At 39.4% G+C, this 26117-nt stretch carries 21 protein-coding genes; 5 read left to right on the top strand and 16 right to left on the bottom strand.

The window, feature by feature from the left end; translation table 11 throughout:
* Nucleotides 1–94 precede the first annotated feature (94 nt).
* Nucleotides 95–1279 carry an MFS transporter gene (locus tag VXM68_RS17215; protein ID WP_367209488.1) on the bottom strand — a complete coding sequence of 395 codons (1185 nt, stop codon included), beginning with the start codon at nucleotides 1277–1279 and terminating at the stop codon, nucleotides 95–97.
* Between the two features lie 52 nt (nucleotides 1280–1331).
* The gene (locus VXM68_RS17210; protein WP_312363519.1) at nucleotides 1332–1583 is read right to left on the bottom strand and encodes a hypothetical protein; all 252 of its coding nucleotides are present in this window, start codon (nucleotides 1581–1583) and stop codon (nucleotides 1332–1334) included.
* 178 nt (nucleotides 1584–1761) lie between these two features.
* Here VXM68_RS17210 and VXM68_RS17205 point away from each other — a divergent pair, with 178 nt between their 5' ends.
* Nucleotides 1762–2172: an OsmC family protein gene (locus VXM68_RS17205; protein ID WP_294184939.1), complete on the top strand. Its 411-nt coding sequence runs from the start codon at nucleotides 1762–1764 to the stop codon at nucleotides 2170–2172.
* Between the two features lie 113 nt (nucleotides 2173–2285).
* On the top strand, nucleotides 2286–2723 hold the full coding sequence (locus VXM68_RS17200) for an FKBP-type peptidyl-prolyl cis-trans isomerase (protein WP_367209487.1): 438 nt from the start codon (nucleotides 2286–2288) through the stop codon (nucleotides 2721–2723).
* A 63-nt stretch (nucleotides 2724–2786) separates the two neighbouring features.
* On the opposite strand, the gene VXM68_RS17195 is transcribed toward VXM68_RS17200, so the two are convergent.
* The 4 genes from VXM68_RS17195 to VXM68_RS17180 all read right to left on the bottom strand — a co-directional run bounded on the left by VXM68_RS17195 (nucleotide 2787) and on the right by VXM68_RS17180 (nucleotide 9918).
* Nucleotides 2787–3959 (bottom strand): tetratricopeptide repeat protein, encoded by a 1173-nt coding sequence (locus VXM68_RS17195; RefSeq protein WP_307186212.1) that lies wholly within the window; start codon nucleotides 3957–3959, stop codon nucleotides 2787–2789.
* Between the two features lie 2 nt (nucleotides 3960–3961).
* Entirely contained in the window at nucleotides 3962–5062 is a 1101-nt protein-coding gene (locus tag VXM68_RS17190; protein ID WP_294184946.1) for a lipopolysaccharide assembly protein LapB, read from the bottom strand.
* Nucleotides 5063–5069: 7 nt separating this feature from the next.
* A complete protein-coding gene (gyrA, locus tag VXM68_RS17185) occupies nucleotides 5070–7655 on the bottom strand; it encodes a DNA gyrase subunit A (RefSeq protein WP_367209486.1) in 2586 nt (861 codons plus the stop codon).
* A 163-nt stretch (nucleotides 7656–7818) separates the two neighbouring features.
* Complete coding sequence (locus VXM68_RS17180; RefSeq protein ID WP_367209485.1) at nucleotides 7819–9918, bottom strand: heavy metal translocating P-type ATPase; 2100 nt, start codon at nucleotides 9916–9918, stop codon at nucleotides 7819–7821.
* Nucleotides 9919–10099: 181 nt separating this feature from the next.
* On the opposite strand from VXM68_RS17180, the gene VXM68_RS17175 reads away from it, so the two are divergent.
* Nucleotides 10100–10948, top strand: a complete 849-nt coding sequence (locus VXM68_RS17175) for a mechanosensitive ion channel family protein (RefSeq protein WP_294184950.1) — start codon at nucleotides 10100–10102, stop codon at nucleotides 10946–10948.
* On the opposite strand, the gene coaA is transcribed toward VXM68_RS17175, so the two are convergent.
* From coaA to lysS, 6 genes are all read right to left on the bottom strand, one after another.
* Nucleotides 10945–11904 (bottom strand): type I pantothenate kinase, encoded by a 960-nt coding sequence (gene coaA, locus VXM68_RS17170; RefSeq protein WP_293957647.1) that lies wholly within the window; start codon nucleotides 11902–11904, stop codon nucleotides 10945–10947. The genes VXM68_RS17175 and coaA overlap by 4 nt on opposite strands.
* 131 nt (nucleotides 11905–12035) lie before the next feature.
* Nucleotides 12036–12437 carry an OsmC family protein gene (locus VXM68_RS17165; protein ID WP_294184952.1) on the bottom strand — a complete coding sequence of 134 codons (402 nt, stop codon included), beginning with the start codon at nucleotides 12435–12437 and terminating at the stop codon, nucleotides 12036–12038.
* A gap of 11 nt (nucleotides 12438–12448) precedes the next feature.
* Nucleotides 12449–12829 carry a methylglyoxal synthase gene (locus tag VXM68_RS17160; RefSeq protein ID WP_209579226.1) on the bottom strand — a complete coding sequence of 127 codons (381 nt, stop codon included), beginning with the start codon at nucleotides 12827–12829 and terminating at the stop codon, nucleotides 12449–12451.
* Nucleotides 12830–12899: 70 nt separating this feature from the next.
* Nucleotides 12900–14132: a nucleoside recognition domain-containing protein gene (locus VXM68_RS17155; RefSeq protein WP_294184954.1), complete on the bottom strand. Its 1233-nt coding sequence runs from the start codon at nucleotides 14130–14132 to the stop codon at nucleotides 12900–12902.
* A gap of 31 nt (nucleotides 14133–14163) precedes the next feature.
* Entirely contained in the window at nucleotides 14164–15219 is a 1056-nt protein-coding gene (locus tag VXM68_RS17150; RefSeq protein WP_367209484.1) for a patatin-like phospholipase family protein, read from the bottom strand.
* A 379-nt stretch (nucleotides 15220–15598) separates the two neighbouring features.
* Nucleotides 15599–17317, bottom strand: a complete 1719-nt coding sequence (lysS, locus tag VXM68_RS17145) for a lysine--tRNA ligase (protein WP_294184959.1) — start codon at nucleotides 17315–17317, stop codon at nucleotides 15599–15601.
* Nucleotides 17318–17639: 322 nt separating this feature from the next.
* Between lysS and VXM68_RS17140 the strand changes: the two genes are divergently transcribed.
* Together VXM68_RS17140 and VXM68_RS17135 are read left to right on the top strand one after the other, a co-directional pair.
* Nucleotides 17640–18245, top strand: a complete 606-nt coding sequence (locus VXM68_RS17140; RefSeq protein WP_293957642.1) for an RNA polymerase sigma factor — start codon at nucleotides 17640–17642, stop codon at nucleotides 18243–18245.
* 14 nt (nucleotides 18246–18259) lie between these two features.
* Nucleotides 18260–19582 (top strand): hypothetical protein, encoded by a 1323-nt coding sequence (locus VXM68_RS17135; protein WP_367209483.1) that lies wholly within the window; start codon nucleotides 18260–18262, stop codon nucleotides 19580–19582.
* A 69-nt stretch (nucleotides 19583–19651) separates the two neighbouring features.
* On the opposite strand, the gene VXM68_RS17130 is transcribed toward VXM68_RS17135, so the two are convergent.
* The 4 genes from VXM68_RS17130 to VXM68_RS17115 form a co-directional block, all read right to left on the bottom strand.
* The gene (locus VXM68_RS17130; protein ID WP_294188185.1) at nucleotides 19652–20263 is read right to left on the bottom strand and encodes an HAD family phosphatase; all 612 of its coding nucleotides are present in this window, start codon (nucleotides 20261–20263) and stop codon (nucleotides 19652–19654) included.
* Nucleotides 20264–20395: 132 nt separating this feature from the next.
* Nucleotides 20396–23566 carry an efflux RND transporter permease subunit gene (locus VXM68_RS17125; protein WP_293957639.1) on the bottom strand — a complete coding sequence of 1057 codons (3171 nt, stop codon included), beginning with the start codon at nucleotides 23564–23566 and terminating at the stop codon, nucleotides 20396–20398.
* Nucleotides 23567–23603: 37 nt separating this feature from the next.
* Nucleotides 23604–24761, bottom strand: coding sequence for an efflux RND transporter periplasmic adaptor subunit (locus tag VXM68_RS17120; RefSeq protein WP_294188183.1), 1158 nt, complete (start codon nucleotides 24759–24761; stop codon nucleotides 23604–23606).
* Between the two features lie 28 nt (nucleotides 24762–24789).
* Complete coding sequence (locus VXM68_RS17115) at nucleotides 24790–26115, bottom strand: TolC family protein (RefSeq protein ID WP_367209482.1); 1326 nt, start codon at nucleotides 26113–26115, stop codon at nucleotides 24790–24792.
* Between the last annotated feature and the right edge of the window lie 2 nt (nucleotides 26116–26117).

The raw sequence follows: 26117 nt of genomic DNA, 5'->3' as shown, positions 1-26117 counted from the left end.
ATTCGCATAAAAAAAGCGGCTGATAAGTGAAAATTCAGCCGCTTTTTTATGAAATACAGATTTCATAAACTACTTTTATGCGCTCGTGCTACCGCTAAGCAAGTGCTTTTCTTTTCGTATAGATGAGGTTTCCAACCACCGCAAAACCTATAGCAACCATGATCGAACTAAAAGGATAGATAGCGTCCATGCCTATATTGTTTGCCACAAGACCGATCAGAGGTCCTGTAATTCCCAAAGAAATATCAATAAATAGGCCATAGGCTGCTAATGCCGACCCCTGTTGGCTTTGGTCGACTCTTTTAATCGCTTCAACACCAAGCGCAGGAAAGACTAGTGAAAAACCAAGACCGGTCAATGCTGCCCCTAATAAAGTCCAAATGGGGTTTATCACTGTAGCAATTAGTAATAATCCTAATGATTCAACAAAAAGACTCAGCAACGCGACTTTTAAACCACCATATTGATCAATAACTTTATTGAATACAAGTCTGGTCAAGATAAAGAAGACTCCAAATACCGTTAAACAGGAAGCTCCATTTTGCCAGTCGAAATGCTCATAATAGAGTGTCATGAAAGTCGAGATACTTCCGAAGCCAAGTCCACCCAGAGCAAGACAGATTCCAAACGGAGCTACTAAAAGTAATATCCGTTTGAAGCTAACCGTTTCCGTCCTTTTTCGAACAACCCGGTAAGGTGTTTTTGAGCGACAGTATACATAGCCAAATAGACCCACAACAATTGTTAGCACGCCTAAAGCTTCGTAACTGATATGATCTACCATCAGGACACCTAAGGGAGCACCAATGGCCAATGCGCCATAACTCGCTATGCCATTGAACGAGATCGCTTTAGCCGCAAACTCATCACCGAGTTCCATAAGTGCCCAATTTATGGGGCTGGCACCAACCATACCCTCAGCAATTCCAGTCAGTAATCTGGTGATTAGCAACAGACCTAAACTGATAAAGGGCTGTGATTTAAATAGGAAAACAAGCAGAAGCAGTATACCAGACATGCCAAAAAATAGCATACTCAGCAAAACAGAAACTTTCGGTCCCTTCGTATCAACTATTTTTCCGGCATAACCCCGAAGTAAAAAAGTAGCAATGTATTGAATGCTAATGACCAGTCCGGCGACAATTGTGTTAAATCCCAAAGTCTGGTGAATAAAAATGGGTAGGGTAGCAAGTGATAGGCCGATGGTGAAATAACCGAGGAAGGTTAAAGAAACATAGCCTAAAATCTTTTGATTGACCTCCCGAAGAGAAACTGTCATCTTAAAAATTTTAGGCAAAAATACGTCTTTAAGCTTATTATTTGAAATTAAATCAATAAACAACTGTCTCCTTAACATCACAATTCTTTTCGAGCCATTGCTGATCAAATTGCTTCGGGGAAACTCGTTTACCCTGATAGATGTAGTACATTTTTTCGGCCTCGCCTTTTACTGGAGGGCCAGGTATTTTGTTGATTATTTTTTCTTCGGGACAGTCTCGTATTAAAACCTGTTGATCAAGTTGACGGGTTTTGCAGGAGAAGAGCATAGGTACAACGATAAAAATAAAGTATAGTTTGTTCATGAGTTTAGTTTTAATACGATAGTTAACGTATCAATTGGAGGGAATGCGACATGAATTTGTGAAATGGAACACAACTTTTTCAACAGCCATTTGTTCTATAAAGGTACCTGAAAGGCTAGAATAGCCGACAAGGTAAATTTATGTTATAGCATTAGTTTAAATATTTATTGTAGAAAACATGAGAAGAAAAGCAACAGCCCAATGGAATGGCAATCTTAAAGAAGGAAAAGGTAGTCTGACTACCGATAGTACAGTTTTAGATCAAACACAGTATTCCTATTCAACACGGTTTGAAAATGGTGTCGGAACAAATCCTGAAGAGTTATTGGCTGCAGCGCATGCAGGATGCTTTACTATGCAATTGAGCGCCTATCTTTCTGAGGAAGGTTTTGTTCCTGATGAGTTGACCACTGTATCGACTATTGTTATGGAAAATGGATCCATTGTACGGTCTGAACTGGAGTTGAAAGCGAAAGTTCCTTCAATAGACGAATCTACTTTTCAAACAATAGCGCAGAAGGCTAAAGAAAACTGCCCTGTAAGTAGGGCATTTACTTTTGAAAAAACGTTAAATGCTGAGCTTTTATAACCGATTTTCTATCATGAACAAAAACGTATTCTTTCTTCGTAAAGAGAACAAAAAGATGTTATTTTGGGCGTATAAAGAATAGGTGGTAATATTGAATTTTAATCAATCAAGTTTTGGTTCAGAAAAAGAAAAACAGGTTAAATTCCACGGGACTGGCAGAGAGAAATATTGAGGAGGGAAAGATATTTTTGGAAAAGCATGCACAGCAGGAAGGTGTCATTGTATGCCCCTCTGGTCTGCACTATAGGGTGTTGACAACAGGCGGCGGGCAAATACCTAAAAAGTCTGCAAAGGTTATTTGTCATTACAAGGGTGAACTTCTAGACGGTACTGTATTTGATAGTTCCTATAAACGCAAGCGTCCCGAAACGTTCTATATCAATGAGCTGATAGAGGGGTGGCAAGAAGCAATTTCAATGATGCCAGTAGGATCTATTTGGGAGGTATGCCTTCCGCCAAATTTGGCTTATGGAAAGGAGGAGTTGGTATCTGGAAGGGGAGGGCAATGTACTTTATTATTTCAAATTGAGTTAATTGCCATTATAGGTTAGCACAAATAATATTCATAAAAAAACCGCATGCTAGGATGCGGTTTTTTTATGAATGTTTGCTTTTTATTCTACTTCTTTGATCTTAGCATTGATTTCGGCAGTTTTAGCTTCATCCTGCATAAAGATATAATAATTCTTCAAATTCGTTAATGCATCTACATTTTTAGGCTGTAAAGAAACTGCTTTTTCTAAATAAGGAAGCACTGGCTTTAATTCGGCTTTAATCTTATTTAATTCAGCGTCATACTGTGCTTGTGTTAACTTTCTATTATTATTAACAACATTTAATTTCTCACGTGTTTTATTCATCAACGTGATCGCTAAATTAGTATTTGCCTCAAAAAAGTTTGGATCGATTTCTAATGCCTTCTTGTATGCTGCAACTGCAGCCTCATCATTTTTTGCAGACGATTGCGCGATGCCTAGGTAATAATTTAAGCTTTTATTGTTAGGATCTTTCGCTAATTGCGCTGTAATAGCATCAATTGTTTCCTTTTCATGACCTGTAATTAAATTCAACTCAATATTCTGGGTCATGGCTGCGTTGTCATCAGGATAAGCTTCAGCTGCTTTTTTTGCATATTCCAACGCAGATGTAGTATCTTGCATACTTAGATATAATTTAGGTAAGTCTACCATAATTGTCTTATGCGAAGAGAAATCTTTTCTTGGAATCAATTCTTTGTAGCGTTCAATTGCATTTTTATAATCTTTGTTCGATAATGCCGCAACTCCACTGTAGTAGGTTACTAACGTATCGCCAGGAAGATAAGTCAATGCTTTTGTAAAAGAGCTATACGAATCAGCATATTTTTGAGCTTGATATTCTTCAGCACCTAAATTGAAGTTATATTGTCCTAAAATTTGTTCTGCAACCGTAATATTGGCTTTATTAGTACCATCTGTATCCAATTGTTTTGCTTTAGTAATTCCGTCTTCAGCCAATTTAGCCAATTCAGCAGATTTATCAATTGTCGAAAGATTAGCATTTACTAACGCATACACTGTCCACGCCTCGGCGTTATCTTTCGTTTTTTCGTTGACTACAGCAGCATCAATAGCTTCCTTTGCAGATTTCAGGTTGGGCAAACCCAACTGCACCGTACCAGCATCTTTCAATTCTTGAAATTTTGCCAGGCCAGTTTTCGCCTTTTTTATATTACCGGTTTGCGCAAAAGAAACTGAGGTACATACAGTACCCATTGCGGCTAATAATAATAGAGATTTTAAATTCATATCTATTTAACTGTTAATTGATTCAATAATAAATTCACCCTGTCTAATTGCGATGCATCGTCAATAAGCGTATAATATTTCGCCAAGGCTTTGAGCGCATTGACATCATAAGGTTTGATTTCATTCGCTTTCAACAGGTATTCAATAGTTAATTCTTGTATATCCTGATTCGTAGGTTCCTTTAATAAAGTTTCCAGATTGATAAGCCCTAAGGCAAGATTAGACTCGTAATTATTCGGATCCAATCGCAATACGTTGTTATAATATTCCTTGGCCTTTTTGATGTCATTGGCATTTTCGTAGGAATAGCCAGCGATATAGTTCAATTCCACATTTTCTGGCTCCAAACGGATAGCGTCAGCGATAACATTCAGTATTGCATCATAAGAATGATTAGCGGAGTAGACATCAATCAACCTAAAAAGTATCTGCTTATTTTCAGGAAATGCAACATGTCCTTTTTCAAGAACGTTTAAAACATCCTGTTTAGTACCTCCCAGAGAATAAATATGTGCCAATTCAAGATAGTAATTGGGCTTAGGTTGCTCACTCTTAATAAGCTCATTATAATATTTGATTGAGTTCATATAATCTTTATTCTTACCCGAAAGTACGGCGAGATTATATTTAAGATCATTATTTTTGAATCCAAGAGAATCTATTCGAAGATATGCCTTATAAGCTTTATCAAATTTACCATCCTTTAAAGCAATGCCTGCCTGATAGGAGATGGCCCCGGCTAAATTTTGACGAACATAATCCATTTCAGCAGGAAAATTTCGGCGTGCTTTTTTTTGATCCAGAAGCTTAAGCGATTTGATGGATATATCAATAGGATCCGTCTTATATTGTTGTTTCCTTGTTGAGTCTGCAACCGCCAAGGAACTATACACCAATGCTCTTAAAAGATTATTGTTGACAGAAGCAGAATCTTTCTTTGATTGAAAAGCCGCGTCTGCAAATTTCCGTGCGTTTTCAAGATTTTTGAACTCGCCGGTTTTGGTATATAAAGCAAAACTGTTGCTGCCCTCTTTCAAATTGGATTGGGCAACAACAGTTAAACTACTTGCAGATATTAAAAATGATATCAGTAAGTTTTTCATCAGTCAATTATTCTTCGTTTGATTCCGTGCTTTCTTCGGAGTTTGATTCCTTATTCTCTTCCGAAGTAGAATCGTCGTTTTCGGTTAACTCTTCGGTCAATCCAGACTCTTCTAGTTCTTCTTCACGATCGACTTTTGTAATAGAGGCGATCTCATCGTTATCTTTTAAATTAATAAGCCTTACACCCTGTGTAGCTCTACCCATTACCCTTAATCCCTCAACTGCAATACGGATAACGATGCCAGATTTATTGATAATCATTAAATCTTCCGCGTCTGTTACGCCTTTTATGGCAACGAGTTCGCCCGTTTTATCAGTAACGTTGATCGTTTTTACGCCTTTACCACCACGATTGGTCACCCGATAATCTTCGATGTCTGTACGTTTTCCATATCCTTTTTCTGAAACGACCAGTACCGTTGTCTCGGAATCATTCACACTAATCATGCCAATCACTTCATCACTTTCAGTTGATAATGTGATACCACGTACCCCAGTCGCAGTTCTTCCCATTGGTCGGACAGTAGACTCGTTAAAACGAATGGCTCTACCAGAACGAAGTGCCATAACGATTTCACTGCTTCCAGTAGTTAAGCAAGCTTCGATCAACTGGTCTCCTTCATTGATATTAATGGCGTTGATACCGTTAGCGCGTGGGCGAGAATACGCTTCTAAAGATGTCTTTTTGATGGTACCTTTCTTGGTACACATGATGATGAAGTTGTTTTCCAGATATTCTTGGTCTTTCAAATTCTTCACTAATATAAACGCCTTTATTTTCTCCTCTTTTGGAACATTGATGATATTTTGCAGTGCTCGACCTCTCGAGGTGCGGCTCCCTTCCGGAATTTCAAAAGCTCTCAGCCAGAAACAACGACCAGCCTCGGTAAATAGGAGCATATAATTATGTGCAGATGCTGTAATAATATGCTCGGTAAAATCCTCTTCACGTGTATTTGTACCGATCGATCCGCGACCGCCGCGGCCCTGACGCTTGTATTCAGATAGTGGAGTGCGTTTGACGTAACTATTGTGGGAGATTGTAATCACGATTTCTTCGTCATCAATAAAATCTTCCATACGCATATCTTCAGCAGAGTGTACAATCTGTGATCGACGTTCGTCTCCATATTTTTCTTTGATCTCAATCAACTCATCTCTGATAATCTTCATACGAAGATCTTCATCTTCTAAAACTGACTTTAAATAGTCGATCGTTTTCATCAATTCAGCATATTCTTCTTTGATCTTATCCCGTTCCAGTCCAGTAAGACGACGTAAAGTCATATCAAGAATTGCACGGGCCTGAAGATCAGAAAGACCAAATTTTTCCATTAATCCAACACGAGCATCTTCAGGTGTTTCGGAGTTACGAATTAATTTGATTACCTCGTCCAAATGATCCAGCGCAATCAAATATCCCTCTAGGATGTGCGCACGTTTTTCTGCTTCAGCCAATTCATAGCGTGTACGTCTGACGATGACATCATGTCTATGCTCCACAAATTCATGAATCATATCTTTCAGATTCATGAGTACAGGCCTTCCTTTAACTAAAGCGATGTTATTAACTGAGAAAGAGGTCTGTAGCGCAGTGTATTTATACAGGTTGTTTAAAACAACGTTCGCGTTCGCATCACGTTTGATATCGTACACAATGCGCATACCTGTCCGATCAGATTCATCACGGATGGCTGATATACCTTCTAATTTCTTTTCGTTAACCAATTCGGCCGTACGCTCGATCATATTGGCCTTGTTCACCTGATAGGGAATTTCGGTTACGATAATCTGTTCACGTCCAGATTTAGTTGTTTCTATCTCTGCTTTTGCCCGCATGACAATCCGGCCCCGTCCTGTATTACAGGCATCTTGAACACCCGCATAACCATAGATAAGTGCACCTGTAGGGAAATCAGGGCCTTTGATATGTTGCATCAATTCGGCTATCTCGATATCACGATTCTCAATGAACGCTACAGTACCATCGATAATCTCAGTAAGGTTATGTGGCGCCATATTCGTAGCCATACCGACTGCAATACCAGATGCCCCATTGACGAGCAAATTGGGAATACGAGTAGGGAGAACAGTTGGCTCTTGTAAAGAGTCATCAAAGTTATTTTGAAAATCAACAGTATCTTTGTTGATATCGGATAGCATTTCTTCAGCAATTTTCTTTAATCTTGCTTCGGTATAACGCATAGCCGCAGGTGGATCACCGTCAATAGAACCGTAGTTACCTTGGCCGTCTACCAACGGATAGCGTAAACTCCAATCTTGAGCCATACGAACCATGGTGTCATAAACGGATGAATCACCATGGGGGTGATACTTACCTAATACGTCACCAACGATACGGGCAGACTTTTTGTAAGGCTTGCCACTGGTAACCCCTAAGTCCAGCATTCCATAAAGAACACGTCTGTGTACTGGCTTCATGCCATCACGTGCATCAGGGAGCGCTCTTGATACAATGACAGACATGGAATAGTCAATGTAAGCAGACTTCATCTGATCCTCGATGTTAATTGGGATAATCCGGTCGTTTGCCGGAACAAGATTGTTGTCGTTTTCTGTTTCTTCAGCCATATGAATTTGGTTTCAATAAAACTAGTAAGCAAGCCCAATAAACTGGCTTGTTACGCATGCGAAGTTACAAAAATTTAACCTCAAAAGCGAAAGTTTGAGGCGCTATTATATATAAAAAAGACAATCAACGATGGATTGTCATTGTACTTATGAGCTATCAATTTTATTTCAATTTCTTAAAGCGGAGACGGACTGAATTGCCGATCACAATTAAGTTCGAAAACGCCATGCTTAAGGCCGCCACCATAGGGCCGAGGAAACCAAGGGCAGCGAGCGGGATGGCGACAATATTGTATGCAAAGGCCCAAAAAAGATTTTGTTTGATTGCCAGTAAGGTGTGGTGACCGATCTTGAGTAGCTTTTCAATGGACCGGAGATCACTATTCAGTAGGATAACTTTGGCAGACTGAATTGCAACATGAGTCGAATCACCAAGAGAAATGCCCACATCCGCTGCAGTGAGTGCTGGCGCATCATTGATACCGTCACCAACCATGGCCGTTGGGCCTTTCTTTTTAAGCTTATACAAGATTTCTAACTTTTCCTCCGGTGATTTATCCCAATATACGTCGGCAATACCAAGCTTCTGGGCTGTGCGCTCACATTTACTTTGACGATCGCCACTCAACAGGATGGGGCGTATACCCTTATCTTTGAGATATTGGATGAGTTCTTTTGCGTAAGGTTTTAGTTGATCTTCAAGTACAATACCCGCTATAACCATTTCGTTAATTGTTAATGTAAGGTCATAACGGTTTGAATAATCCTTTGATCCAAGTTTGGCATTGCAAATGGAATAACTATTCCCATTCGTATCTGTGGCAAATATCCCCTTTCCTCGTATCTCATTAACTTCCTTGAAGATAATACGGAAGGGTTTGATTTCCTTCAGCTGTTTTCGGATCGACTTCGCTATAGGATGGCTAGAATAACTTTCCAACTGTGCTATGATCGATTCGACTTGAGATTGTTCAATACCGAATGTTTGAATTGCTTTGATATTAAAATCGCCAGTTGTTAGGGTTCCAGTTTTGTCAAATACCATTTGTTTGAGTTCGGACATTTCCTCAATAGTGCTTCCGCCTCTGATTAGCATACCTTTTTTTGCAGCTCTACCCAAGCCGACCATAACAGCCGTAGGAGTTGCTAATCCCATTGCACAGGGGCACGATACAACCAGGGTGGCTATTGCATTCATCAAAGATTGTTGTAGTGGCAACTGTGCGATAAAATATGTGATGAAAAAAGTGAAGAATGAGATACTGACAACGATCGGTACAAAATAAGCGGCTACCTTATCGCCGAATTTTTGAATAGGAGGTTTTTTACCTTGCGCATCTTTGATCAACTGGATGATTTGATAGAGCACACTTTTAGATCCCACTTTGGTTGCGACAATTCTAATATTCCCCTCGGTCAGTAATGTACCGCCAATTACAGCATCATACTTCAATTTTTCAACGGGCATACTTTCTCCTGTTAACATCGACTCGTCTACCCAGCCTCGCCCTTCCAAAATATCGCCGTCGACAGGAATCTGATTTCCTGTGTTGACTTTTAAAATATCACCAGATTTAATTTCTTTGGCCAATATGGTTATTTCCTGATCACCATCGATCTTAATTGCATCCACGTTTTGGTATTTGATCAGATCTTTGATTGCAGATGTCGTTTTTTTTACAGCCCGTTTTTCCAATACGTTTCCTAAAAAGACCAATGTAATGATCGTAGCACAGGTTTCGTAAAATTGATAATCGTGCCCAAGATTATAGCCTGTGCCAATCAGACTATAGATAAAAGCTGCTGTAGATCCGACTAATATGAGCACATCCATATTTGGCATTTTATTCCATATGGATCGTAACGCACTGATCCCAAAATAGGAAAAGCCAATAAGATATACAGGTATACAAAGGCAGAGCTGGATATAAGGATCATGGAGCAAAGGATAAGCGGTAAACATATGGCTCCATAGAGGTACGGTAAAAATCAAACAACAGAAAAACTTAAATTCAATGGAGTGCCAAAAGCTAGGCTTATCATCCTGACCATCGATTACTTTGTATCCTAAAGACTCAATCCCTTCGACCAGCATTGGTATTTGCTCTTGGGGGATATCGGAAAATTTGACTTCATCAGCTACGAAATCAATATAGATGTCTTTAGCTCCGTTTTTTTCCAGGTATTTGTGGATTGAAATAGCACAATTTGCGCAGTGCATTCCGGTTACATGTAGTTCAGTATGCACGTTGGATTCCTTCATTTAATCGTAAATAATATCTTTACGCAAAGATAGGTATTTCCTGATAATGCTTTTTGCGTAAAGTAAAATTGTTTAGCTTAGCAGGCCGCTTTTATTCCGTTCTTATAGAGATATTCTTGTGCGGTAGGTATTCAGAAATCAAGCTTTGAAGGATTAAAACAGTTTTAGATTTAGGGTAAAAATGAGAAAGTCAATTTCAATTTCTTTTTTTATACGGATGATACTGCTCGTTGCATTGACGGCATCATTTGTTCAATTTGAAAGCTTTTATAAGCAAAAGGAGATTATTCGAAATATCGCATACGGATTAAACACATTTTTAACCGCAAGTGTTTTGATATCAATTGGACATTTTATACTTGTAAAATTATACAACAGTAGAAATGAACAACAGATTGTCCGTGGTAATTTTGTACTTGGCATTACACGTGTCGCTACTGTCTGTAATGTGTTTTTCTTTATTGTTAGCCTAATGATTGCCGTTGGTATTAATCCGAAAGATTTTATTACCAGCATGACAATCGTTGCCATGGCGATTGCTGTAATATTTAGAGAATATATCACCAATATGATTTCTGGTTTGATCATCATGTTTTCCGATCAATTTTCGGTGGGAGACCGGATAAAAATAGGTGAGTACCAGGGAAAGATTGTCGATATCACATTGGCCAATCTTGTTGTACGAGATGAAGATGACGACGCGGTAATGATTCCAAACAATTTAGTATTTACGGCAACGCTAGTCAATAAAACTTCTCAAAAATCAAATAAAATTGTTGTTAAGTTTGAGTTACCTATTGATATTGCTGTTGCAGTAGAGGAATTGGAATGTTATTTAACACCTTTGTTTCAGCAGAATCCTAATTTGGACCATTCCAAAGGTTTTATTATTAAGGTTGCTGATATTGCTAAAGATTACATCAAATACAAAGTTGAAGTTAGTACGATTTCTTCCAGCAACAAGATACATCAGCAGGTACAGAGCAGAATATTGAATGAAATTTTGCAATTTCAGCGCGGCAAAGGTTAAATTTTCCTGACTTTGATATTTTTGACGAAGTGATGGCCCCCTTTTTCCAGAATCAGATCTGCGCGATATCGTGTTGGCAGAATATTCTTAATTAAGTTAGGCTTATTAATTTCATTCCAGATACTTACGGCCATAGACTGGCTTTCTTCAGTCGTCATATTTGCATATTTGTGGAAAAATGACGCTGGATTTTGGAACGCAGTTTCGCGAAGTGACTCAAATCGGTTGGTGTACCATTCGATCAAGTTTTTTTCGCTGGCGTGCACATAAATAGCGTAATCAAAGAAATCGGAGACGAATACGCTATGGCCTTTTCTCGGCCGCTGGGAATTGACTTGCAATACATTGATTCCTTCTACAATGAGAATATCGGGCTGTTCGATGATTTGTTGCTCTTCGTCTGGCAATACATCATAGATCAGGTGGCTGTAGACGGGTACTGCAATCCTTGGAGAACCGGACTTCACGGCTGAAAGGAAATGGATTAATCTTTTGGCATCATAGCTTTCCGGAAAACCTTTCCGGTTAAGAATCCCGAGTTCAATGAGTTGCTTATTCGGATAAAGAAAGCCATCTGTGGTTACTAGATCTACTTTTGGCTTTGAAGGAAGTAGACTGAGTACACGCTGCAATACCCTTGCTGTAGTACTTTTCCCCACGGCAACCGATCCGGCAATACCGATGATGTACGGAAGTTTGCTTTCCTCCTTACCAAAAAAACGATTTGTTCGCCGATGAAGGCTTTGGAAACGATCGATATGAATTTCGAGTAAGTGACTCAACGGGACATAGACTTCTTCTATCTCCTGATTTGTCAGGGGTTCATTTAGCGCATGAAGGGTTTCTAAGTCTTCGGTACTGAAGTTGTGCAAAACTTTCCCGTTTAAATTTTTCCAGTCTTCACGTTTGATCGATCGAAAAGGCGAGTCTATTGCTATTTGTGGATCCAACTGCATCGTTTGCTATATTTTTAATACAAATATCTTTATTTCAGCATCAGTAACCTTTTCCATTCGATTTTAACAATTTTAAAGGCCGATTTTGCGCGGGCAAATATAAATACTGTTATTCGTTATCCCAAGAAACGCTATAAATGATTTGACGTTATTATAATCGGATTTGCTAATATTTTATGCACAGGACACTTCTCAGCAATTTTGAATAGGCGCTGTTTTTGGACATCGTCTAAATCTCCTTTAAAACTAATATAGCATTGTATATAGGTCGTTTGTTGCTGCTCACTCGTTTGTACTTCATGTGTTAGACGAACCAATACTTCTTCCAGGGGCCATTCTTTCCTGTCAGCGTACATTTTTACTGTTATGGCCTTGCAGCTCCCTAGAGAGGATAGTAGCAAAGGAACGGGATTGATGCCCTCATCTTCGCCGCCTAAATCTTTTGGTTCGTCTACCGTTAGCTGATGCTTTCCATAGTTTACTGTAGTTGTATAGGGAATTTTCCCTATTGAAACGATTACTTCATTATTCATACAATTTGAATTTAAGCTTCGACATCTTCCAATAAACCTTCAATAATCAGGCTTCCTGTTGCCGGATTTGTTGCCAATGGCACATTATAAAGATCACATACACGCATGAGCATTTGAATATCAGGTTCATGTGCATGTTTTCCTAGTGGATCGCGAAAGAATATGATTCCATCAACTTTTCCTTCAGCTGCTAATGCCGCAATCTGTGCGTCGCCTCCCATTGGGCCACTTAGTTTCAATTCTACCGGAAGGCCAGTTTGTCTGACATATGAACCCGTGGTCCCTGTGGCAATGATATCAGCGCGTTCTAACAAATCTTGGTGATCTTTGACAAATGCCACCATTTCTGGTTTCTTGCCGTCATGGGCTATCAATGCAATTGTTTTTTTCATCAGTATATAATTATGTGTTAAGCGATTGGCTTATCTATGGAAAAGAACCGTTCTGATCCTATTTTGCAAACTATTTAAAAAATATATAGGATATAATGATTGCAGCTATCACTCCGGCCAATTCAGCCAGTAGAGCGCATGGAAGCGCATGTCGAGTGCGTTTAATTCCTACCGCTCCAAAATATACTGCAAGGACATAAAAAGTGGTCTCCGTGGATCCTTGAATAACACACGCAACCCGAGCCGCGAAATCCATTGGACCTTTTGCATTCATCAAATCAACCATAAGTCCACGTGCGCCAGAGCCACTCAACGGTTTCATAAAAGCAACAGGTAGCGCGTCCACAAAGGACGTATCCAAACCACACAAGGCAATGCCTTTAGCAATACCCGCTACCATATAATCCATTGTCCCGGACGCTCTAAAGACGGCAATTCCAACAAGCATGGCAACCAAGTAAGGTATTATTTTAACGGAAACCTCAAAGCCTTCTTTGGCTCCCTCAATAAAGGAATCATAAACATTTACCTTACGGAAAAGTGCCAACCCTATGAAAGAAGTAAATAAGCTAAATAAGATAACATTTCCAAATACTTTGCTGAATATTTCGATCTCCGATTGTTGTAGCCCAGAAAAGTAATAAAGCAGTCCACCGATAAACAGGCACATGGCACCCAAATATCCCAAAACTACACGATTCAACAGGTTGATTTTTTGATAAATCGCTACAAGAATCAACGCGACCAGAGTGGAGAAGAATGTCGCTATTAAGATTGGTAAGAATACATCTGAAGGATCTGGTGCTCCCGCTTCTTTTCGATAGGCCATGATAGAAATCGGCAAGAGTGTTAAACTTGATGCATTGAGGACTATAAACATGATTTGGGCATTCGATGCAGTTTCTTTGTTTGGATTTAATTCCTGCAGTTCTTTCATCGCTTTAAGTCCCAAAGGCGTTGCAGCATTATCTAAACCAAGCGCATTGGCCGAGAAATTCATAAGAATAGAGCCAAGCGCAGGGTGATTTTTTGGAATTTCAGGAAATAATCTATGAAAAAAAGGGCCAACGACTTTCGCGAAGATATTAATCATTCCACCTTTTTCACCAATTTTCATGATGCCTAGGGCAAAACTCATCATGCCGATCAGTCCCAAGGAAATTTCGGCACCTGTTTTCGCACTATCAAAGATTGAGTTTACAACTTGCTGGAAAATTTCGGTATCCCCAAAAAAAATGAGTTTTACAAGGGCTACGGCAAATGTGATTAAAAAAAATGCAACCCAAACGTAGTTTAATGCCATATCGATTTAAAATATGCGTAAAAGTAATCTTTTAGAATTTATCCATCAACTTGCTCCATGGATTTTTCTTCTCCTTCTGATTCTTTTCTTTAATGAGATGAGCAACAATATAATCCAGCGTATCTTCATTTTCACTAATCATTTTATCCGATAACGAGATCAATTTCTGGATATTGTTCATCGATGCAGCATCTAGCGCCGCATTGATGCTAGAAAGGTTCGATGGTTCTATACGAAGATAATTTTGCTGTTTACCGTTGCTTCGAAATAATTGCTTTATGAAAAATTCAGTGCTTTCAGAAGACGCACTTGTCATAATATCCACTAGTGCTGGACCGATTTGGATGGCAAGATTCTTCTTAAAATGTTCGTAATTATAGGCTGTTTTTGAAACACCCGTTCCTAGCGACACCATAAACATATCATTTATCTGCGTGCTATTAAATGCCTTTAGGACTTCGAGTAAAGCGCATATGGAAGGGTTTTGGGCAAATACGCCGCCGTCAACCAATGGGTATCTGGTTTTTGAAAGGGAGTAGATTTCAGCGACGGGGAAAAATGTGGGTGCGGCAGAAGTCGCTCTACAGACATCCTTGAGGTAGAAATCTCTCGCTTCACCATGTGTAATTGCTTTCTGTTGTCTGAAAAAATGATTTTTTCGTAATTCGATATTATATGCTGTAATAATACAGGGCTTGATTAATTGACTCAATCTCGAATTTTGAAAATATTTATCGAGCACGTTTGATAAAGGAATAGGGGAATATAATTCACTGACCAATCCGAAACCGCCTAAAAAGTGCCGCCATTTGGAAGCGTTGAAAATTTCAGTACCATGATTGACAAATAAATTTAACGCATCTCGCGCAGAAAATTTTGGTTGGGAGGGATTTCCTTCTTCCGGATAGAGCAGAATACTGGTGAGAATTCCCCCACTACTTGTACCTGCAATGAAGTCAAAATACGAGGCGATACGAGCATTTGTATCCATCGTCTGCTTCTGTAGTTTTTCTTCTAGAGCTACAAGTACCATTGCGGGAATGATGCCTCTTATACCACCACCATCAAGCGCGAGAATATTCTTCATACCAAAAGCTGATTTCGTTTATGCTATGTAAATATAATAAATGTATACAATTGGCCGAGCTATTTTCTTGGAGATAATCAGGTCATAGCCACTGTTTTCAAAAGCTTTATCTAGGTTTTTGGCTATCCTTTCCATTCATCGTATTGATACCTCAATACCAATTCCCAATCTAACAGGGATTCAAGACGTAATCTCCCTGCTAATGATAGAAATGGTAGCGTGCTGGTAGCATCTTGAACTAATTAAAAAAGTGAACTATCTTCAATTAAAATTTTGCGATTCATATGCACAGTTGGTAATTCTTTATCAGTTTTTACACAATAAAAAAAGCTGTCTCAATTTTTATTGGGACAGCTTTTTTTGTTCAGATTGGATCGATTTAATTGAACCAAGCGAATACCTCGTCTTTCGTTGGCATATTGATATCTAATTTAAGCTTTTTACGCATACCGCCAAGGTCGTTAAAGACCTTATTTGGATTTGCCTCTTTTAAAGCTTCGATGGTTGTAAAACCCATTTTTTGCAGTGCTGGCACCCATACTGCAGGAATTCCTTCCTGCTCGTAATCTTGTATTTCCGCTACTCGAGCAACTTTTTCTGGGCGCATTTGTGGAAAGAAAAGAACTTCTTGAATGGAGGCATTGTCTGTCAGGAACATGATCAAACGATCCATTCCAATACCAAGTCCAGAAGTAGGCGGCATACCATATTCGAGTGAACGTAAGAAGTCTTGGTCAATAAACATTGCCTCGTCATCCCCCTTTTCGGAAAGGCGCAATTGCTCTTCAAAACGTTCACGTTGATCAATCGGATCATTTAGCTCTGAATACGCATTGGCAATCTCTTTTCCGCAGACCATTAGCTCAAAACGCTCTGTTAAACTAGGATTATCTCTATGTTTTTTGGTCAAAGGAGACATTTCTTTAGGATAATCTGTGATGAATGTAGGTTGAATGTAGTGGCCTTCGCACTTCGCACCAAAAATTTCGTCTATTAATTTACCTTTTCCCATCGTTTCATTCACATCAATACCCATTCCTTTAGCAGCGATACGAATTTCATCTTCAGATTTTCCAGTGATATCGAATCCAGTAAATTCTTTGATAGAATCTGTCATCGAGATACGTTTATATGGGGCTTTAAAGTCAATTTTATGCGTGCCGAATGTAACTTCAGTTGTTCCATTGACGGCGGATGCACAGTGTTCCAAAAGACGTTCCGTAAAATCCATCATCCAATTGTAGTCTTTATAAGCTACATAAATCTCCATCGCTGTGAATTCGGGATTATGCGTGCGGTCCATTCCTTCGTTGCGGAAGTTTTTAGAAAATTCATACACACCGTCAAATCCTCCTACGATCAATCTTTTTAAATATAACTCGTTAGCAATGCGAAGGTATAATGGAATATCCAACGCATTGTGGTGGGTTATAAATGGACGTGCTGCTGCTCCACCGGGAATAGACTGTAGAACTGGTGTTTCTACTTCCATATAACCTGCATCGTTAAAAAACTGACGCATTGCATTGAAAAGTTTGGTCCGTTTGATAAATATATCTTTATTACCTGGATTGACAATCAAATCCACATAGCGCATTCTATAGCGTTGTTCAGGATCTGTAAAGGCGTCGAAAGTTTTTCCTTCAGCAGATTTAACAACAGGTAGCGGACGTAGCGATTTAGATAAAACGGTAAGTTGTTCTACGTGCACTGCAATCGCTTCAGTTTGTGTTGTGAATACATAGCCTTTGATTCCGACGATATCACCAATATCCAACAGTTTTTTAAAAACTACGTTGTATAAATCCTTATTCTCGTCTGGGCAAATGTCATCCCGCTTAATATAAGCTTGAATACGGCCGGTAGAATCTTGAATTTCAAAAAATGAAGCACTTCCCATGACACGACGGCTCATAATGCGTCCAGCTAGGGTAATGTTTTTATAATTCAATTTATCTCTATCGTAATTTTCTAAAATATCAGCAGCATGTGCATTAACGACAAATTCATTCGCTGGAAACGGGTCAATTCCCATATCCAACAACGATTGCATCGCTTGTCTTCTAAGTTGTTCCTGTTCGGATAATACAGTACTCATTCGGTATGAATAATATTTAAAATGTGAAAATCAAGCAAAAATAGCCATTTTTTTCAATTCTTTTTATTGATTTTTTTATGAAATCGTTGTAGCGAAAATGCTTAGGGTATCGTTAAAGTGTAAAAAAATAGTTAAATAGTGATATTACAAGGGGACAATTGGCTATTTAGTTTTAAGTTTTATGATTTTAATTCGGTTATTTCCTCAAAAAAAGATGTTGGTTACCGGGGGAAATGTGGTGAATTGTTGCATAGATAATGTAATCGATTGCATATCAAAGGCAATTTGTCTAAGTTTGAGACTTAATAATTAAATAGGTTAAGTGGGTATAATTCGATCATATTTTTATAACAAGAAGTTATCGTCTTTAGATGATGCCTTAGCACGTTGCTTGCTAGATCGCGAGGATGGGAAGGCCTTCGTTTATAAGAAATATTATGGATATCTCATGGCAATTATTATCCGTTATGTAAAACAGGATGTGGATGCTGAAGAACTTGTGAATGAGAGTTTTGTTAGAGTTTTTCGAAAATTGGAGTCTTTTAATCGGGATATTGACGATGAAAATTTAGAAAAGTCTTTTCGAGCTTGGATAGGTCGAATAGCGGCTAATATTTCCATTGATTTTTTACGAAGTAAGAAGCAACTTTATTCGGTTGAAGATCTCGGAGAAGGTGACATGCACACACCAGCAGTTCAGTTGGATAGTCGTTTGGAAGTCAATGAGATTATGCGGCTGTTGGATCAGCTTCCTGAAATTCAAAAAACTATTTTTAATCTCTATGAAATTGAGGGTTATTCACACGATGAAATTGCCCAAATGCTTAATATACCTGATAGTACTTCACGTACTTATCTGACGCGAGCGAAGCAAAAACTTAGGAAATTATACTTGAATTATACAGGCGTAGTTCAAGAAATAAGATAAATATTGTTGTTACGATGAAAGACAATAAGAAAAAGGAATTGATAGATGAGATCATTGGACAATTAAAAGACCATGAACTGCCTTATAAAGAAGGTTCCTGGGAGAAATTTGCCTCAACGTATGATCCTATCCCACGTAGTCCCTCGAATTGGAGGTATTGGAGCGCAGCAGCTGCCTTACTCGTGTTTGCTGGTGTTGGCTACTGGGGCTTAAATAACGATACGCCTAAGGATGCACCGTCTGTGGTCAAAATCGAGAATCAGACAAGTGATGATGTGATCGTAAATAATAAGGATTTGAAAGAGTCCATGAAGCGTTCACTATCGGGTGTTATTCGTGATGATGATTTAGTCAGCGAGAAGTTATTTCAAACAAGACCGTTTACCTACGCAGGGGTGACAAACCATTCCGTTCAACATGTCGAAAATAACCGTGTGGTATTAAATGCTGGACGGGTAATGCAATCGACTGATTTAACTTTTTCGAAGGAGATTACCAGCCCACAAGCAATCCCATTAAAGAATAATAAGTTCTCAGCGAATATTCATTGGGACGAAGATGAAGTGGAAGGTCTTACCGCTCAATCTAATTCGGTTTCAATTTCTTCTGGTAATAGGACACAGCATGATGCGGCAAAGCTTTCACAGCTCTACGCTATGCAACAAGGGGCTGCGAGAACAAGCATTATGCAGAATGAAACCAGTCGAGAGAAAAAATGGGAGATGGGGGCTTTTATTTCTCCAGCTTCAACTTCGGAGAGTATAACACTTGGCGGTGGCGTTGCACTAGCTTATAATATATCGAGCAAAATAAGCCTCCGGTCCGGAGCCTCTATTCAACATTATGGTGCTGTTTCTGGGAATACGCCTATTACTCCAGCAATGTCTTCAAACTCATTTAGTTTAGATGCACCAAATTATATTTCACAGTCAACTATCAGTAATTCTTTTATTACGCGGGCAGCGGATGCAAAGGATGCCAAGAGCAATGAACGAGTCTCTGGTAAAATCTTAACCGTGGACATTCCTGTGGATGTGAGATATGCGATTACGAGGAACTTTTACACGTCTGTGGGCGTCTCTTATGTAGGTGTATTGGATCAGGAACGCGCGATGATTTATGAGACTAATAATGCAGAATATAAACAAAAATCTACAGATAAAAATGTGGATGAAAAAGGTGTAAATGGCTTTGTTAATTTTTCTGTTGGTAGGAAGCAAAAAATTGGTAAACTATCGATTTCTGTAGAGCCTTATTACAAAGCCCCGATTGGAGGACTAAAATCATCCGATTTGAACTACAGTAATGGGGGAGTGAAAATAATCACGAGTTTTTAATCCTACCTGATAATCAAAAGCCGCAATAAGTGTTTAATTTATTGCGGCTTTTTTATCGCATTCTAGGTATTAAATTTCATCTACGCGAACCCAACCCATTCCTGCGGCTTTAGCACCTTCAACTCCCGGAATACCATCTTCGTACACCAAGCATCTTTTGGGATCAATATTTAATTGTGAGGCTGCCAAAAGAAAAGGCTGGGGAGAGGGTTTCCCTTCGGGAGTATCGCCTGCACACACCAATGTTTCCAGATCATCCCATACACCAATGGTATTCAATGTCATCGATAAAGTCGATCTCGTTCCTCCAGATACAGCAGCAATATGTTTTTTGCCTTTTTGATATTTTAGATGTTCAACGACATAATCTACTGGTTGGGTTTTAAATACATATTCATCGCGAAATATAGTAGATTTAAGCGCGGAAAATTCCTGATAATCGAAATCCACTTCATAGCGTTTGCTGATTTCTTCTGCAACAGCAACAGTTGGCCATCCGGCAGTTTCGTCGATCAAATTAACATCCAATTCAATTCCATAGTGTTCTGCCGCAGCTTTGTATGCTTGTTTATGCGCGTGCATATTATCTGCCAAAGTACCATCGACATCAAACAATAGCGCATCGTAGGACTCGGCGAGGAGGTTTAGTAATTCAAATTTACGTTGTGATTCAGGTGACATATATTTTTAATAGTGAATGGTAAAAATAAAGAAATATAATTGGACAAGCAAAAAGAAGCCTTTCCCGAATTTTAGGAAAGGCTTCTTTGCGGTTAGCCCGGTATTTATTTTAATACCAGAGGCAACATATAACTAGTGGGCACTTAAATTTTTAGCTTTCTCCGCATCGAAATTAGCCTCTAATTCTGCTAGTTTTTTCTTACCATAGGCCATGCGTGTAATCACGACGAACAGAACGGGAACGATAAATATCGCAAGGAGGGTAGCGGCAGTCATACCGCCAAATACGGTCCAACCAATTGTTTGGCGAGATATAGCACCAGCACCGTGGGATAGCATCAATGGAATAATCCCCAAAATGAATGCAAAAGATGTCATGATGATTGGGCGTAAACGCAATTTTACTGCATCTAAAGTTGCCTCATAAAGGTTCATTCCAATATCAACCCTTTCCTTGGCAAACTCTACAATCAGAATTGCATTTTTGGCTGCTAGACCAATAATTGTAACCAAACCGATTTGTGCATAGATGTTATTATCCAAGGTTGGAATCAGCGTCAATGTTAAGATTGCTCCAAATACGCCCAACGGCACAGATAATAAAATAGAAAATGGTACAGACCAGCTTTCGTACAATGCTGCTAAAAGTAGGAACACAAATAGAATACACAACGCAAAAATTTGAATGGTCTTAGATCCCGATTGCATTTCTTGTAATGATAGACCGGAAAATTGATAGTCAAAACCTTCTGGCAAAGTTTGGGCAGCAACTTCCTGTAAAGCTTTCAGAGCATCCCCTGACGAATAACCCGGAGCTGAGCTACCGTTGACCTCAATACTTCTAAAGATATTGTAGTGATTGATGATTGAAGGCATTGTCGTTAGTTCATAAGTAACCAGGGTACCCATAGGTACAGGGTTTCCTGAGATATTGTTGACATACAACTTATTGATATCTTCAATATTCATGCGGTATGGTATATCGGCTTGTGTAACAACCCGATAACTACGTCCATACTTTGTGAAGTCATTGACATAACTACTACCTAAATACGATGATATTGTTGAATAGATACTTGAGATCGGCACACCCATACGTTTTGCCTGTTCACGGTTTACCTCCAATTTGTAGTTTGGCGAATTGGTATTAAACAATGTGTAAGCCATTCCAATTTCCGGACGTTGGTTGGCAGCCATCAAGAATTTACCGACTGTGGCTTCGAAGTCTTTGATGTTTACAGTTTGCAAATCCTGTACCTGCATCGAGAAACCCCCAGATGTACCTAAACCTGGAATTGCCGGTGGCGTTACAGCTAATACTCTGGCCTTGGTATAGCCTGCATACTTGCCCATAATCATCCCTGCAATATCGTTTGCAGTGCGTGTACGCGTTTCCCAAGGTTTAAGCGAAACGAATACTGTCGCTCCATTGGATTTAAATGCACGATTCAAGATATTGATACCGGAGATTGCAGTAACATATTTGATTTCGGGGAATGTCTTATGCAGATCAGCTTCAATTTCTTTTAGCACTTCATTTGTACGCGCAGAGGATGAACCTTCTGGCAACGTTATACCTGCAAAAAATGCACCACCATCCTCAGAAGGAATAAATCCAGTAGGTTTGGTTGTAAACATCCATCCTGTTCCAATAAAAATACATAAGAGAATGATCAATACCAGGGGTGCTTTTTTGATCGCCTGTTTTACACCATTTGAGTATTTTATCGTTACTTTTTCAAACCAAACATTAAATTTATAGAAAAATTTATTCAATCCTCTTGCGCCTTCATGTACTGCTGTAGGCTTCAATAAAATTGAACATAATGCTGGGGTTAATGAAAGCGCTATAAATGCAGATAGCATGACGGATACGGCGATCGTGATGGCAAATTGTTGGTACAATTTACCGACCATGCCTGGTATAAAACCGACTGGTACAAATACGGCTGCCAAAATCAATGCAATTGCAATAACCGGAGCTGTAATATCGCCCATAGCGCGCCTTGTTGCTTCTTTTGCATCCAGCTTATAGTGGTCGATGTAATGCTGTACTGCTTCCACAACAACAATGGCATCATCCACCACAATACCGATGGCTAATACAAAAGCAAGCATCGTCAGGTTGTTGATTGAAAACCCAAACATCAGGAAGAAGATGAAGGTACCCACGATGGACACTGGAATGGCCAGTACAGGAATTAATGTTGCCCTCCAACTTTGAAGGAAGAAAAACACCACAACCGTAACTAGAATTAATGCTTCAACTAGCGTGTGTATAACGGAAGATATTGAGGCATTTACAACGGATACAGTTTCGTAACTGATTGTATAATCTACATCTGTTGGGAAAGATTTCTTCAATTTTTCCAAAGCATTAACAATACCTTCAGCCGACTCGACTGCATTACCTCCAGGTGTCTGGTTGATCATCATGGCCGAGGAGGTCATACCGTTTACGGTAGATGATGTACCATAATTGAACTGACCCAATTCTACACGTGCAACATCCTTTAAAAGTACAATAGACCCATCCTTATTGGTTTTTACAATGATGTTTTCAAAATCCTCTGGATTGGAAAGGTCACTATCGGTAATCACCGGGTACTCAAATACCGTTGACGACTCTTGCGGACGTCCACCGACGCTACCGCCAGGTATACGGGAGTTTTGTTCTGCAATTGCAGTCGATACATCGGCAGGAGTCATGCTCAAGTTAGCCAATTTGTTCGCATCAAGCCATACCCGCATGGAGAATGGCTGACCAAAGGCGGTTACGTCACCGACACCTTTCACACGTAATAGAGCGTCTTTAACGTATAAGTTGTTGTAATTAGCTAAGAAGTTTTCGCTTCTCGTTCCTTTTGGAGAAGTTAGCGCAACTAACATAAGGATGTCGTTATTGGCTTTACGTGTAGTAATCCCCAGACGTCTAACAGCTTCAGGAAGGGCTGGTTCAGCAATTCCCACACGGTTTTGTACATCTAGGGTAGCTATATCGATATCCGTACCTACTTCAAATGTCACCGTAATTGTTGCTTGACCATTGGATGTGCTATTAGACGACATATAAATCATGCCAGGTGTACCATTGATCTGACTCTCGATAAGAGTTGTCACGGTTTGTTCAACCGTCTGTGCATCCGCTCCAGTGTAATTTGCTGTAACAGTCACTGTTGGAGGCGCAATAGAAGGATACTGGCTAATTGGCAACGTCGATACTGCAATAATTCCGATGATTGAAATCAAAATCGAAATAACGATTGCGGTAACTGGCCTCTTAATAAATACTTCTGAAATCATTCTATATTTTTTAGATTCTCTTTAAAAATTAGTGGTGTTATTTTCCCTGAGGAGCTCCTTTCGCAGCCTGTTGAGCTGCCACGGCAGCATCCACTACTTTAACTCCATTTTGGACATTCATAGTGCCATCGACGATAATTTTCTCGCCATCTTTGACACCTTCTTTGATCACGATTTTGTCGCCAGCTTTGATACCCAGTTTTACTTGATGTATCTCCGCTTTACTGCTGTCGTTGACGGTATATATATTGAAAACACCTAACTGCTCAAATACCGCTTTGTAGGGAACAACAATTTCTTCTTTGGAAGAGGTTGTTGATACATTCATGGTGATATTCATACCTGCACGCAGTTCATTGGCATTGTTCGGAAATGTCGCCCGTACTTTGATCGTTCCAGTTGCAGGATCGACTGCCCGGTCAATGGTTGTGATCGTTCCTTTGCCCTCATAAGTGCTTCCATTGGGTAGCATAAGCGAAAGATCGGAAGACGAACGGCTACTTTGTAATTGGCTAAATTTGCTAATGTCCTTTTCATTTACCTGAAACTCTACAGCAATTGGACTTGTAGAAGATAAGGTGTTCAACAGGGTAGTACCAGGATTCACTAAAGCTCCCAACCGTACCTGTGATATTCCTACAGTGCCACTAAACGGAGCCCGAATAGTCGATCGTGATAAATTGGTATTTGCTGTGAGTAGTGCTGCGCGAGCAGACTCTACCTGTGCTTGAGCAGCAGCAACGCTTGATTGCGCATTATCAAAGGTCTGTTTTGCGATTGCATCCTTATCTGCCAATGTTTGATATCTTCCTAAATCTCTTTTTTGGCGATCCAATTCTGTCTGTGCGACTTGGAGGCTAGCTTTAGCCTGTTGAACCGCAGCATTATAGCGTGTACCATCAATTTCATAAAGCGCTTGTCCTTTCGTAACTGCTGCGCCATCTGAGACATATATTTTGGTGATATAACCGCTCACTTCTGCAAATAAGTCTGCTTCATTCAGCGGTTTAACTGTCGCAGGATAGCTTATTGTACCTGTTACAATCTCATGCGATGCTACACCGAAAGTAACTGGAACGACTTTCTCGGCTTGCGCCTGTGGCGGCCCTTGCTTTTTAGCATCTTTATTTCCACAAGAGGTCCATACTAAAGCTGTCCCTAGGAAGAAAGCGAATAATAATTGTCTTTTATTCATGATATGTATTAGTTTCCTTTTTAATTGATTAATTTGTTTGAATTGATCCGATAGCTTTTTGCACATCAAGCTTACTCGCCAACAAGGCATAGAGCGCATTCAAATAATTCAGTTGTGTTGTCTTTAAATCAGTCTCAGCTGTCATCAAATCCAGATATGTTTTGATCCCCTCATCATATTGTAGTTTGATTGTCTCATAAACTTCTTTGGAGAGTGTAACATTTTCCTGGGCAGTTTTCCAGTCACTTAGATTGGCATTATAAGTGGCACGTGCCATTGAATATTGCGTATTGACCGAAGTCTCTAAGTTCTTAATATCCCAATCAATGCGCTCTTCCTGAAGTCTGGATTTATTGATTTGATTTTTACGCTTAAATCCTTGAAAAATAGGGAGCGATAGATTTAAACCTGCAACCGAACTAGGAATATTATCATTGTACAACTTTCCAAAACTGTTGTTTCTGTAGTTAAATGCGTAATTATAGAAAGCACTGATGTTTGGAAGATAAGTCCACTTATAATATTGCGTGTTTAATTGTTGAATCTTTTTGGAAGTCTGTAATTGTTGAAATTCAATGCGATTGGTCACATTCAATCCGGAGGTCGTATCCAATAAGATTTGACTTTCCATATCAGCGTTATTGAAAGATAAGGTCAAGTTTTGACTTTTATCTAATGCCAAAAGCTGTTTTAAATAGTCATATTTATATTTGCGCATCTCTACGGTACGCTTTTCGTCAGCTTTGGCATTAGCCAAGGCGATCTGTGCACGCTTGTAATCGGTCTTATCCACCACACCAACTTCATAACGTACATGTGAATCATTGTATTGCTTTTGGAGGCGGGCGATGTTTTCCTGAACAATTTTAATTTGTTCTTCCGAAGTCAAAATGTCGTAATAAGCTTTGCTGACATCGACAACGGCGTCGATTTTCTGACTTTCGGTATTTTGTCTGTTACTTAGCCGAAGCAGGTCAGCCCCTTTTTTGGCTTGCATTAACGCCGGGTTTAGAATTTGTTGGTCAGCCTGCAACGTTAATGCACTACTATTTTTAGTTCCCAGAGGGATATTAGCACCATTAAAGAACATCGTCGGCAATTTGACGTTGTGATTGAAATTGCCGGTTAAACCCAGCTGCGGATACCAACCAGAAAGTGAAATATCAATATCTCTTTCCCCGATGGTTTCATCAAGCTCGGCTTGCTTAATCGAAATTTTATTCCGTAAAGCATAATCTATCAGCTGCTGAAGTGTCGCATTTGGCGGCAAGCTTTCAGGTTGCTGTTGTGCAAATCCTGTATTACTCAGAAGCGAAAGGGTCGCTAAAGAATAAACGATTTTATTAAACTTCATAT

This window comes from Sphingobacterium sp. R2 (assembly GCF_040760075.1).
Classification (GTDB): domain Bacteria; phylum Bacteroidota; class Bacteroidia; order Sphingobacteriales; family Sphingobacteriaceae; genus Sphingobacterium.
Note: the sequence above shows the minus strand (reverse complement) of the source record. Positions and strands in the feature narration are given on the sequence as shown.